General features: G+C 63.5%; 11 protein-coding genes. 4 read left to right on the plus strand and 7 right to left on the minus strand.

Going from position 1 to position 11777, the window contains the following annotated elements; genetic code table 11:
* Window positions 1-10 precede the first annotated feature (10 nt).
* From GGQ88_RS07785 to GGQ88_RS07810, 6 genes are all read right to left on the minus strand, one after another.
* Window positions 11-415 carry a c-type cytochrome gene (locus GGQ88_RS07785; RefSeq protein WP_183612589.1) on the minus strand — a complete coding sequence of 135 codons (405 nt, stop codon included), beginning with the start codon at window positions 413-415 and terminating at the stop codon, window positions 11-13.
* Window positions 416-457: 42 nt separating this feature from the next.
* Window positions 458-931 carry a MarR family transcriptional regulator gene (locus GGQ88_RS07790; RefSeq protein ID WP_183612590.1) on the minus strand — a complete coding sequence of 158 codons (474 nt, stop codon included), beginning with the start codon at window positions 929-931 and terminating at the stop codon, window positions 458-460.
* A 203-nt stretch (window positions 932-1134) separates the two neighbouring features.
* Window positions 1135-2595, minus strand: coding sequence for a helicase HerA domain-containing protein (locus GGQ88_RS07795; protein ID WP_183612591.1), 1461 nt, complete (start codon window positions 2593-2595; stop codon window positions 1135-1137).
* 167 nt (window positions 2596-2762) lie between these two features.
* The gene (ahpF, locus tag GGQ88_RS07800) at window positions 2763-4322 is read right to left on the minus strand and encodes an alkyl hydroperoxide reductase subunit F (RefSeq protein WP_183612592.1); all 1560 of its coding nucleotides are present in this window, start codon (window positions 4320-4322) and stop codon (window positions 2763-2765) included.
* Window positions 4323-4488: 166 nt separating this feature from the next.
* Window positions 4489-5052, minus strand: coding sequence for an alkyl hydroperoxide reductase subunit C (gene ahpC / locus GGQ88_RS07805; RefSeq protein WP_183612593.1), 564 nt, complete (start codon window positions 5050-5052; stop codon window positions 4489-4491).
* Window positions 5053-5225: 173 nt separating this feature from the next.
* Complete coding sequence (locus GGQ88_RS07810; protein ID WP_183612594.1) at window positions 5226-5363, minus strand: hypothetical protein; 138 nt, start codon at window positions 5361-5363, stop codon at window positions 5226-5228.
* 20 nt (window positions 5364-5383) lie between these two features.
* Between GGQ88_RS07810 and GGQ88_RS07815 the strand changes: the two genes are divergently transcribed.
* The 4 genes from GGQ88_RS07815 (at window position 5384) to GGQ88_RS07830 (ending at window position 10455) form a co-directional block, all read left to right on the plus strand.
* Window positions 5384-6517, plus strand: coding sequence for an HlyD family secretion protein (locus GGQ88_RS07815; RefSeq protein WP_183612595.1), 1134 nt, complete (start codon window positions 5384-5386; stop codon window positions 6515-6517).
* Complete coding sequence (locus tag GGQ88_RS07820) at window positions 6514-8103, plus strand: DHA2 family efflux MFS transporter permease subunit (protein WP_343057121.1); 1590 nt, start codon at window positions 6514-6516, stop codon at window positions 8101-8103. Before GGQ88_RS07815 ends, GGQ88_RS07820 begins: the two co-directional genes overlap by 4 nt.
* Window positions 8103-9545, plus strand: coding sequence for an efflux transporter outer membrane subunit (locus GGQ88_RS07825; RefSeq protein ID WP_183612596.1), 1443 nt, complete (start codon window positions 8103-8105; stop codon window positions 9543-9545). Before GGQ88_RS07820 ends, GGQ88_RS07825 begins: the two co-directional genes overlap by 1 nt.
* A gap of 211 nt (window positions 9546-9756) precedes the next feature.
* On the plus strand, window positions 9757-10455 hold the full coding sequence (locus GGQ88_RS07830; RefSeq protein WP_183612597.1) for a TetR/AcrR family transcriptional regulator: 699 nt from the start codon (window positions 9757-9759) through the stop codon (window positions 10453-10455).
* Here GGQ88_RS07830 and GGQ88_RS07835 read toward each other — a convergent pair.
* Complete coding sequence (locus tag GGQ88_RS07835; protein WP_183612598.1) at window positions 10452-11705, minus strand: cytochrome b/b6 domain-containing protein; 1254 nt, start codon at window positions 11703-11705, stop codon at window positions 10452-10454. The genes GGQ88_RS07830 and GGQ88_RS07835 overlap by 4 nt on opposite strands.
* Window positions 11706-11777: the final 72 nt, after the last annotated feature.

An 11777-nucleotide genomic window follows, 5' to 3' on the forward strand; every position in this document is an offset into this window, starting at 1 on the left:
GGGCTTTTTGTTAGCGGGCGGATTGCTGGAGAAACGCGATCAGGTCGGCACGGTCCTGCGGGTTGGCGAGCGGAGGGAACGCCATGCGGTTGCCAGGGATCGTCTTGGACGGGGCGGCAAGATAGGCATCGAGGCTGGTGGCGTCCCACACAATGGCCTTGTCCTTCATCGCCTGCGAGTAGTTGAAGTTGGGCATTGTGCCGGAGGTACGACCCATAACGCCCTTGAGCGACGGTCCGAGACGCGTGGCACCGGTGTTGAGATCGTGGCAGGCAGCGCAGCGGGCGTATACCGACTTGCCGCGCACGGGATCGCCTGCTGCGCTTTGCGCCAATGCGGAGCCGACGCCGACAAGCGCCAGCGCGGCTATCGGAAGGACGGCGAGACGATTGATAAGGCGGGTTTGTTTGATCATCCCACGCTTATGCCACAATTCTGCTTTCGCGCCCCTGAATATTCAGTCCTTTGCGGGTGCCAGGAGGTATAGCTTCATCAGGATGCGATATAGTTCGCTCTTTTCGCGAGCCGTGAGGGTGGCGGTCAGCTTTTCCTCGTGCTCGGAGATCGCGGTGCGCGCCTTGGCGAGCGTTTCGCGGCCGCTGTCGGTCAACCACAGGCCCCCTGCCCGACGATCGAGCTTGGACGGTTCGTTGACCGCGAAGCCGTTCTTGAGCAACTGGCGCACGAACTGGTGGACCGTAGGGCGTTCGATCTGAAAGAACTTGGACAGGTCTGTCTGCTTGATGCCGGGGTTGGCGTTGATCAGCCAGAGTATCGCCACCTGCTTGGGCGTGACGCTGAGCGCGTCGAGATGGCGTTCGAGCCGCGTCACGAACAGTGTGTTGACGGTGCCGATATGCAGGCCGAGCACGGCATCGATACCATCGAGATCGAGATCCGGAACGACGGACTGGCGGGTTATTTCAGCCACGGCCACGGGCAATCCTTTCGACTGGAAAACTGACGCCAGCGAGCGCACGTCCGGTCATTAGGTAGCCATACCATAATCTGCAAAGTGTTTGTGCAGTGCGGTGTTTCAAAACGTGGCTGTTTTACGGAAATGTTCACTGGTCGAGGACCGGAATTGCGGCGGATGCTGCTATTGAAGCTCTCGGACAATCGAGCTTTGCCGATTCAGGCCTCGACCGGCGCGGTAGTTAATCCGAGCGCAGGGATGCCGATCGAGCGGCGGCCGCCGTAATCGGTGCGCACGACGATCAGGTTGCTCTTTTCGAGATGTTCGAGCAGCCGCCTGATCCGCCCGGATGAGCGGGTTCCATAGATGACGGCAAGCGTTTCGTCATCTGGGCAGGCTGCACCTTCGACAGCGGCGCGGGCGAGCGTCAGAAACGGCGCAAGCAGATCGTCGGGAACGTCCTTGGCAAGCGCGAACAGGTCCTGCCAGCGCGGCTCGCGGTCGTCGGGCATTCCCGCGACAGCCATGGCGAAGCGGCGGCGGAAAGTATTGAGATCAAAACCGGGCAGGATGCGCAGCATCCGACAGCGCACTGTGAAGTCCTGGTAAAGCTGTGCTGCGGGCTGGAACGTGCAGTCCGGCTCTGCCGCCATGTCGATCAGGACGGCTGCAACATCGGCAGCGGTTTCCTCAGCCGCAAACAGGCTGGGCGCGACGGGCGGTTCGACGTCCTCGCCTGCGGGTACGAAGCCTTCGATCTGGTCGAGCAACTCGACCGCTTCGACGGGCGCGAGTTCCGGCTCGCGTCGGGGCGCTTCGGGCTCGCGGGGGTCATCGTGCAGCAGTGACTCCATCTCTGCGCCACCCGCCTGCGGGAGCGGCATGAGGCCGTGAATCACGTTGCGCGCGGTGGTGCGGACATCGGCGATGCGCACGCCGACCGGGCGGCGGGCGATCGCGGGGCCGAGGCCGAGAAAATGGCCTCGTTCCAGATCGCGGATCTGTTCGGCCTGCTTGCGCTCCATGCCGAGCAGGTCTGCGGCGCGGGCCATGTCGATATCGAGGAAGGTGCGGCCCATCAGGAAGTTGGATGCTTCGGCGGCGACGTTCTTGGCGAGCTTGGCCAAGCGTTGCGTGGCGATGACGCCTGCCAGCCCACGCTTGCGGCCGCGACACATCAGGTTGGTCATGGCCGAGAGGCTGAGGCGGCGCACTTCGTCCGAGACGTCTCCGGCGGCAGCGGGTGCGAACATCTGCGCTTCGTCGACCACGACCAATGCGGGATACCATTCATCGCGCGGGGCATCGAACAGGGTGTTGAGGAACACAGCAGCGCAACGCATCTGGGCTTCAAGTTCGAGCCCGTCGAGCGTGAGGATGACCGAGGCGCGGTGCTTGCGGATACGCGCGGCGAGCCGGACAATTTCGGGGCCATCGTAAGCCGAGCCGTCGACCACGACGTGGCCGAAGACATCGGCGAGCGTGACGAAATCGCCCTCGGGATCGATAACGACCTGCTGGACGATGCCTGCGCTTTCCTCGAGCAGGCGGCGCAACAGGTGCGACTTGCCCGACCCGCTGTTGCCCTGCACGAGCAGGCGGGTGGCAAGCAGTTCCTCGACGTCGATCCTGACAGGGGCGCCGGACCGGTCGGCACCGATGACGATAGTTGCGCTCACGCTTGCGCTCTTAGCGTGGGCGTGGCGAGGAGCAAGCTCGGGTGGTCGTGTTTCCCCGGCCTTGTCACCGCCCCTGCCCTGAATCGGCAAAAGCGGCGGCGTGGCAGATCCGTGCCACGCCGCCGCCCTGCGACCCGAAAGGCTGAGGGGGGCAGCCTCTCGGTGGGTTAACCCTGGCGGATCAGGTAATCGAACGCGGACAGGCCTGCTTTCGAACCCTCGCCCATCGCAATGACGATCTGCTTGTATGGCACCGTGGTGACATCGCCTGCCGCGAACACACCGGGAATACTGGTGGCGCCGCGTGCATCGACCTCAATTTCGCCGCGCGGGCTGAGGTCGATGGTGCCCTTGAGCCATTCGGTGTTGGGCACGAGGCCGATCTGGACGAAGATGCCTTCGAGCTCGACGGTATGCGTCGCGTCGGTTTCGCGGTCCTTGTAGATCAAGCCGGTGACTTTCGCGCCATCGCCCAGCACTTGGGTGGTGAGCGCCGAGGTGATGATCGTGACGTTGGGCATCGAACGCAGCTTGTTCTGCAGCACGGCGTCGGCGCGTAACTGGTTGTCGAATTCGATCAGCGTGACGTGCGCTACGATGCCGGCAAGGTCGATCGCCGCCTCGACGCCCGAGTTACCGCCACCGATTACCGCCGTGCGCTTGCCCTTGAACAGCGGGCCATCGCAGTGCGGGCAGTAGGCGACGCCTTTGTTGCGGTATTCGTCTTCGCCCGGAGCGCCCATCTGCCGCCAGCGTGCTCCGGTCGAGAGGATGACAGTCTTCGACTTGACGCTCGCACCATTTTCGAGGCGGATTTCATGGAGGCCGTCAGCGCCTGCCGGCACCAGCGCGGTGGCCGTCTGCAGGTTCATGATATCGACTTCGTATTCCTTGACGTGGCTTTCGAGTTGCGCGGCCAGCTTGGGGCCTTCGGTGTACTGGACCGAGATGAAGTTCTCGATGCCCATGGTGTCGAGGACCTGCCCGCCAAAGCGTTCAGCGAGGACGCCGGTGCGGATCCCCTTGCGCGCCGCGTAGATGGCAGCCGCAGCGCCTGCGGGGCCACCGCCGACGATCAGCACTTCGAACGGCTCCTTGGCGGCGATTTTTTCAGCAGCGCGCGAGGCGGCGTTGGTATCGAGCTTGGCGACGATCTGCGCCAGATCCATGCGGCCTGCGCCGAACGACTGGCCGTTTAGAAACACAGCGGGCACGGCCATGACCTGGCGGCGCTCGACCTCGTCCTTGAACAGCGCACCGTCGATCGCGACGTGGCTGATGTTGGGATTGAGCGCAGCCATGATGTTGAGCGCCTGAACCACTTCGGGGCAGCTCTGGCAGGTTACCGAGAAGAACGTTTCGAAGTGCAGCGGGCCTTCCAGGCTGCGCACCTGATCGAGCAGATCGGCGTCTTCCTTGGGCGGGTGACCGCCAACATGGAGCAGCGCGAGGACAAGCGAGGTGAATTCGTGGCCCATCGGCAGCCCCGCGAATGTGGTTTGCGATGCGCCGCCTTCCGCACGGATGACGAAGCTGGGCACGCGTTCATCGGTGCCGTCGAAGCGGGCGGTAACCTTGTCCGAGAGCACAGCGATCTCGTCGAGTAGCGCGCGCGTTTCGGCCGACTTCGGGCTGTCATCCAGCGTTCCGACCAGTTCGATCGGGCGGCGCAGGTTGCCGAGATAGGCCTTGAGCTGGGCGGTTGCGTTGGCGTCGAGAACGGGCATGGCAGGTCAACCTTTCGGGCGATCGACGCCGCGCGTCACCGTGTGGTCGGCGCGCGGGGATCGTATTTCGATGTCATTTCGGAGAACCGGCGGGCAGCCCGATTGCGGCACTGCCCGGTCCGGGGAAGTCGGCCGGGGGTCCCGCGGGACGCCCCAGCCGTAGGGATCAGATCTTGCCGACGAGGTCGAACGAAGGAGCCAGCGTTTCGCCGCCTTCTTCCCACTTGGCCGGGCAAACCTGGCCCGGGTTCTCACGCCAGTACTTGGCAGCCTTGATCTTGCGCAGCAGCTCGGCAGCGTTGCGGCCCACGCCCTCAGGCGTGATCTCGACGAGCTGGATCGTGCCATCGGGATCGGTCACGAACGTACCACGATCGGCAAGTCCAACGCCTTCGCGCAGGATACCGAAGTTGTTCGAGATCGTGTGGTTCTGGTCACCCAGCATGAAGTAGTTGATCTTGCCGACGGCAGGCGAGCTGTCGTGCCATGCCTTGTGGCTGAAGTGGGTGTCGGTCGACACTGAGTAGACTTCCACGCCGAGGCCCTGAAGTTCCTCATAGATGTTGGCGAGGTCTTCGAGTTCGGTTGGGCAGACAAACGTGAAATCGGCAGGGTAGAAGAAGAATACGCCCCACTTGCCCACGACATCGCTGTCGCTGACGTCGACGAACTTGCCCTGATGATAGGCGGTTGCCTGGAACGGCTGGAGCTTGGTTCCGACGATCGACATTGCGTTCAAATCCTTCTGATTGGTCGGTTGGGAAACTGGTGTGATCCCGAAGTAGGCCATGCCATGCGATTTTTCCAATGAGCATTTGTGGCCGCATTGATTGAGCAAGTCGATCAATAGAACCAAACCAGCCTGAGGCGGGCCATGAACCGTTTGGCGTAGATCTGCCTTTTTCAGAATGCTAACGTGCTGATTTTCTGTGCTTCTGACCAAGCAAATGCACTTTTTGCAAGGCGATGACCAAAATCCGCACTTGCCAAAGGCCCTGCGTGAAACCAAGTGGCGATCTGCAACGAAACGATTTCGTTCAATTATTGTCGCGAATGGATGAATGATGGCCAGCGTTACCGATTCCCCCTCGCCCGCCGGACCGAACGAAGGTCGCAAGAAGTTGATCGGTCGCATCGCGGTGGGTGCGCTGGCGGTAGGTGCGCTTTATGGTGGCTGGACGCTGTACCAATACGAAACCGTGGGACGGTACTTTCAGGATACCAACGACGCCTATGTAAAGGCGGACAGCATCACGGTGAGTTCCAAACTTGCGGGCTATGTTCGCGCAGTGCCGGTGAGCGAGAACCAGTCGGTCGCGCAGGGCGCGCTGCTCGTGCAGATCGATCCATCCGACTTTTCGACGCGGCTGGCGCAGGCGTCGGCGCAGGTCGAAGTTGCACGCGCAACCGAGGCGGCGACGGTGGCATCGATCGAGGAAGCACGATCGGACGTTGGCCAGGCGAGCGCAGCGTTGCAGGCGAGCCAACGCGAACTGGCCTACCTCAACGGCGAGGTTGCGCGGTTTCGCCCGCTGGTCGCGAGTGGTGCGGAGCCAAAGCAGGCTCTCGACCAACTGATCGCCAACCGTGACAAAGCGGCGGCTGATGTCAGCGCCAAGCAGGCGGGGCTCGCAGCGGCGAACGACCGCGTGGCGACGACGCGGGCGCAAGTCGGCCAGTCGACCGCGCAGATCCGCGCGGCTCAGGCACAGCGCGATGCGGCCAATAACGATCTGGGTACTACCAGGATCGTCGCACCCGCAGCGGGCCGGCTCGGCAATTCGACCGTTCGCGTCGGACAGTTCGTCCAGCCCGGGCAGCGGCTGATGACCATCGTCCCGACGCAGGCGCTTTATGTCGAGGCGAACTTCAAGGAAACGCAGATCGGGTTGATGCGCGCCGGACAGCCGGTGACGATCAAGGCCGATGCACTGCCTGATGTGGAATTCCACGGCGTTGTCGAGAGCATCACACCGGGCACAGGTGCCAATTTCTCGCTGATCCCGCCGCAGAACGCGACGGGCAACTTCACCAAGATCGTGCAGCGGGTGCCGGTGCGCATCCGCATCAACGCCGGTCCTGAATCGCGCAAGGTGCTGGTTCCGGGCCTGTCGCTGCATGTCGATGTCGACACGCGGTCGGCCAAGTCGGCTGTCGATGCGATCCGCAAGGAACAGGAAGCGGTGACCAAGTGAGCGACGCTGCCGCCATCGACGGAGCGGGTTTGCCCCCGCCCCCGGCGCAGCCGGAGAAGGCTGATTTGACAGCGTGGCTGGGCGTTGCGGCAGGTGCGATCGGGTCGCTGATGGCGACGCTCGACATTTCCATCGTCAATGCCTCGCTGCCCACGATCCAGGGTGAAATCGGCGCATCGGCGAGCGAGGGAACGTGGATCGCGACCGCCTATCTGGTGGCCGAGATCATCATCATCCCGCTGACCGGTTGGCTGGAGCGCGTGTTCGGGCTGCGGCGTTTCCTGCTGATGGCAGCGATCCTGTTCACCGGGTTCTCGGTGGTGTGCGGCCTGTCGACATCGCTGACGATGATGATTTTGGGCCGGGTTGGTCAAGGGCTTACCGGCGGGGCAATGATCCCGACCGCGCTGACGATCATCGCGACACGGTTGCCCAAGTCGCAACAGCCGATCGGCACGGCACTATTCGGTTCGACGGTGATCATGGGGCCGGTGCTGGGGCCGTTGGTCGGCGGATGGCTGACCGAGAATTTCAGCTGGCACTACGCGTTTTTCGTGAACGTGCCGATCGGCATGATCCTTGTCGTTCTGCTGCTGGTCGGCCTGCCCAAGGGCCGGATGAAACTGGACGAGCTGGTCAATGCCGACTGGCTGGGCGTGATCGGCATGGCGCTGGGACTTGGCGGCGTGACCGTGTTTCTGGAGGAAGGGCACCGCGAACAGTGGTTCGAATCCGCGCTGATCTGGAAGCTGGCGCTCGTCGCTGCGGTCGGGTTCGTGATGATCGGGCTGGGCCAGATCTTTGCAAGCCGCCCGGTGGTCAAACTGGCGCTGTTGCGCAACCGGGCTTTTGCCGCAGTGTTCGGCCTGTCCCTGGTGCTCGGCGCAGTGATGTTTGGTACTGCCTACGTGATCCCGCAGTTTCTGGCCGCAATTGGCGACTACAACGCGATGCAGGCGGGCAAGGTCGTCTTCCTGTCGGGCATTCCCGCGCTGCTGATGATGCCGCTGTTCCCGCTTATGATCGCACGTGTGGACCTGCGGCTGATCGTGGGTGCTGGCGTGCTTTTGCTTGCCGCAGGCTGCTATCTCGATGTGGCGCTGACCGCCCAGTCGCGGGGCGAAGATTTCGTGATTTCGCAGTTGCTGCGCGGCCTTGGCACCGTGTTCTGCATGATGTTCCTCAATCAGGCGGCGATCAGTTCGGTTTCCATCGAGGAAGCGAGCGATGCCGCCGGCCTGTTCAACGCCGGGCGAAACCTGGGTGGTTCGGTCGGGTTGGCATTGCTGGCCACGCTGCAGGATGAACGCTGGGAGTTCCATCGCTGGACGATCCACAGCGCGCTTGGTGCGAACGATGTGGGTCTGCAGGACTGGGTCAGCCAGCAGGTGATGACCTCGGGCGGCGGGCCTGATGGCCTCGCCATGGCGATGCGCTCGCTCGACGGTATGGTCCTGCGCGATGCGCTGGTCATGGCGTTCAACGACGATTTCATGGCGCTGACGATTGCCTTGCTGGTCGTCGCACCGCTGGTCCTGCTCCTGCGCCCGCTTCCCAAGGGCTATCACGCGAAGGCTGCGCACTGATGACTGCAATTCGATCGATCCGTCCCGCGTCGCTGAGTCTGGCTGTGGCCGCGCTGCTTTCGGGCTGCACTACGGTGGGGCCGGACTATGCCGGAGCGCCGCAGAGCGCACCACAGGCGGTCGTACGCGGGGGCTTCCTGCGCGGCGGCGATGCGCTGGTGCAGGCACCTGCAGCACGCTGGTGGGAGAGCCTGAACGATGCGGTGCTAAACCAGCTGGTCGAGGCGGCGCTGGCGGATTCGCCGACGCTGGCTGCGGCCAACGCGCGCGTGGCGCAATCGCGGGCGTCTTTGGCGGCGAACAAGACGGCGGTGCTGCCGACCTTGGGCACGTCGTTTTCTGCACCCTACATCAATGTGCCTGGCAATATCGTCGGCAACGGAAGCGGGCGCGACGAAATCAACGCCTACAACCTGGGGTTCGACGCGGGTTGGGAGATCGACCTGTTCGGCGGGACGCGGCGAAAGGTCGAGGCCGCCTCAGCGCGCGCCGAGGCGGCCGAGGCCGGGGTGGCCGACGCGCGGGTGACGCTGTCGGCCGAAATTGCGCGCGCCTATGTCGGTTTGCGCGCGCGGCAGGCAATGCAAGGATTGCAGCAGCGCCAGGTGGCGATCGACCGTGCTCTGGTGGGTTTGGCGCGCGAACGACTTGGAGCAGGCACGGCGCCTGCGCAGCCGCTTAACGCTGCCGAGGCGCAGGCTTTTGCAAGCGAGGCGGACCTAGCCAAAACAGGCGCTGAGATCGTCGTGCTCACCGATCAGCTCGCAGTGCTGACGGGCAAGGAGCCGGGAGCGCTTGACGGGTTGCTGGCGACCCCTGCCCCGGTGCCGCTGCCGCCAGTGCAAGTGAGCATCGGCGATCCTGCGCTGATGCTGCGCAGCAGACCCGACATCCGTGTGGCCGAGCGTCAGCTTGCGGCGGCAAATGCGGACGTCGGCGTGCAGGTTGCCGCGAAATTTCCGACGATCAGCTTCCTTGGCATTCTCGGGCTGGGTGGGCAGAACATCGGCGATGTGCTCGATCCGTCGAACATCGTCGGGATCGCCTTGCCCAGGCTGAAGTGGTCTCTGTTCGATGGCGGACGTGCCGAACGGCAGGTCGATGCGGCCAAGGGTGCCTATGCCGAAGCCGAAGCCAACTACCGGCGGACGGTGTTGGCGGCGCTGCAGGATGCCGAGGGATCGCTGGCGCGGTTCGGGGCGCAACGCGTTACTTTTGCTCGCACAGTCGATGCCGAGCAGCGCGGACAGCGCACCGTGCAGTTGCAGAACCAGCGTTTGACCGCCGGCACAGTCGGTCGCAGCGACGCACTGACGTCGGAGCGGCAGGCGCTGCAACTGTCGATGGCGGCGGCGGGTGCGCAGGCCGATCTGACGACCGCTTTCGTTGCGGTCGAGAAGGCGCTTGGGCTTGGCTGGCAGGCTGCGGAGGCGCAGAAATGAGCCGGTTTCGTCCAATTTATAGCATATTGACTCTGCCACTGGCTGAGGCACTTTATCCCCACCAAACGCCGCAAAGGCGGAAAGGTGGGATGGATGAACTGGTTGACCGAGGCGAGCCGCCGTTTGTGGCAGGCATATCGCGAAGGCTTGGAAATGAATTGCCCTTTCCGTCGCGTCGACGCACATCTCGCGTGCGAGCGGGATACCAATCATGAAGCCGCCCGCAACGTTCGACCCATTCAGGCCGCTGAACCCACTCTGCACTGACGACGAATGCATTGAAATTGAGGGCGCTGCCGCAAGTCGCCGTGGACGTCCCTCACTCGAAGAAGCGCAGCGTCTGCCTGTGCGCATTCTCGAGGCCGGCTGGGAAGTGCTTGCACAGCATGGCTTCGACGGATTTACCTTCGACCGCATCGCACGCCACGCCCGCATCGGCAAAGCCACCATCTACAGTCGGTTCACCGGCAAGCAGGCGTTCCTCGATGCCCTGCTGAAGCATAAGGTCGAACAGCGCCGGGTCTCGGTGATGTCGATCGGCGCGGACCTGCCGCTGATCGAAGCTTTCTGCCATCGCGCGGTGGCGGTGGTGGAAATGATGCTTTCGCCTGACGGCCTGATGATGGAGCGGCTGCTCGACTGGTGCGATCAGGAGTTCGGCGATTGCCAGGTCAACTATCGCCACGCCATGTTCGAGAACGCACTGTTAAGCATCGAGACCGAACTGCGCGGGGCCGCTGCGAGGGACGATGTCAGTATCACGGACTTTCCGCTCGCGGCGCGGTTCTGGATGGAGGGATTGCTCGGCCATATCCGGCTGATGGGCAGCGCGCGAGCGTTCGACAGGGCAGACACCGAGCAGTGGGCGCGCAGTTATTCCGACTTCTTCTTTGGGCGGTTGACCCGTTAAGGTTGCCGTCTCGCGCGCAGGCTGAACTCTATCGCGACGGCGTCCGGTATCTGTTCGGTTGACGACCACTCCCCTTGCCCGACGCCGAATGCGAGGCGCGGGAGCGTCGCGCTGCCGCTGGCAGTAGCGCGATCACCGTCGATCCTGAGGTTGAAGCGCACCGTCATCGGACGGGTCTTGCCGTGTAGTGACAGCGTGCCGCTGGCGAGGTAGCGCCCTGCCCCGGCCTCGCGGATCGAGGTCGATGTGAACTGCGCGTTGGGGCTGGTGGCGACACCGAAGAAGCTGTCGCTTTTCAGCATGTCGTCACGCTGGCCATCGCCGCTTTCGACCGAGGCGAGGTCAATGGTGACCTTGATCGACGAACCCGGAAGGTCGGCAGGATCAAACACGATAGCGGCGTTCCAGCGTGAAAAACTGCCCTTGATCGCATCGCCCGTATAGCTGGTGGTGAAGCCGAGGCGGCCACCCTGCTCCAGCTTCCACGGCGTGGCCTTGGCGGTGATGGCGACGTCCGATGCAATGGCTGACGGGCTCGGTAGCGGAGCGTCTTCGCTTGGCTCAACGGCAACTTCGCTGGCAGGCGCGTCGACGGGAGCGGCAACAGGTTGCGGCGAGGCACCAAACGACATCGTGCGACCGGCAACGACAGCGATGCCTCCGAGCACGATGGCGATCAAGGCTGCGACGCCGATGCCCTTATGCGTGGCGATGCCTGCGGGAAGCATTCGCCCGATGACGTCCTCGCGCTTGAAGTGGTGGTAGAGCGCTCCGGCGATGTGGAGCACGATCAGCACGAAGCCGACCGTGCCGATTGCCCCGTGCAGGCTCTCGGCGGGCTCGTGCAATGCGCGGCCGACGGGCAGATCGGGCAAGGGTATCGTGCCAAACAGCATCGTCTGCAGGCGGATCTTCGAGGTTGAAATGATGATCCATCCGGTCAGCGGGCCAGCGATCATCACGACGTAGAGCAGGAAGTGAACGGCGCTGGCGAGCCACATCTGCGGCTTGCTGTCCTGCACTGGCGCGGGACGCGGCTTGACCAGGCGTATGCCGAGACGCGCGAGGCTGAGCACCAGTATCGTGATGCCGATCGATTTGTGGAACTGGAAGCCAGCGAATTGCGCGACGCCCTTGGGCAGATCTTCCAGCCCCCAGCCCAAGCCGATCTGCAAAAGCAGCAGCGCGGCTATCGCCCAGTGCAGGATGATTGCCGTCAGCGAGTAGCGCGCCGGGTGCAGTGTGGTCATCGATCGGTGTTCCCCATGGATGCGTGGGTTATGAACCACGATCTGGCGGCTTGTCCATGCGCAGCGCATCGG

The sequence above is a fragment of the Novosphingobium hassiacum genome (assembly GCF_014196055.1).
Lineage (GTDB): Bacteria > Pseudomonadota > Alphaproteobacteria > Sphingomonadales > Sphingomonadaceae > Novosphingobium > Novosphingobium hassiacum.

Excerpts from the sequence above, each read along its gene's own strand:
- GGQ88_RS07785 (WP_183612589.1), bottom strand. The coding sequence starts at position 415 with ATGATCAAACAAACCCGCCTTATCAATCGTCTCGCCGTCCTTCCGATA.
- ahpF (WP_183612592.1), bottom strand. The coding sequence starts at position 4,322 with ATGCCCGTTCTCGACGCCAACGCAACCGCCCAGCTCAAGGCCTATCTC.
- ahpC (WP_183612593.1), bottom strand. The coding sequence starts at position 5,052 with ATGTCGATCGTCGGAACCAAGCTCCAGCCGTTCCAGGCAACCGCCTAT.
- GGQ88_RS07815 (WP_183612595.1), top strand. The coding sequence starts at position 5,384 with ATGATGGCCAGCGTTACCGATTCCCCCTCGCCCGCCGGACCGAACGAA.
- GGQ88_RS07825 (WP_183612596.1), top strand. The coding sequence starts at position 8,103 with ATGACTGCAATTCGATCGATCCGTCCCGCGTCGCTGAGTCTGGCTGTG.
- GGQ88_RS07830 (WP_183612597.1), top strand. The coding sequence starts at position 9,757 with ATGAAGCCGCCCGCAACGTTCGACCCATTCAGGCCGCTGAACCCACTC.
- GGQ88_RS07835 (WP_183612598.1), bottom strand. The coding sequence starts at position 11,705 with ATGACCACACTGCACCCGGCGCGCTACTCGCTGACGGCAATCATCCTG.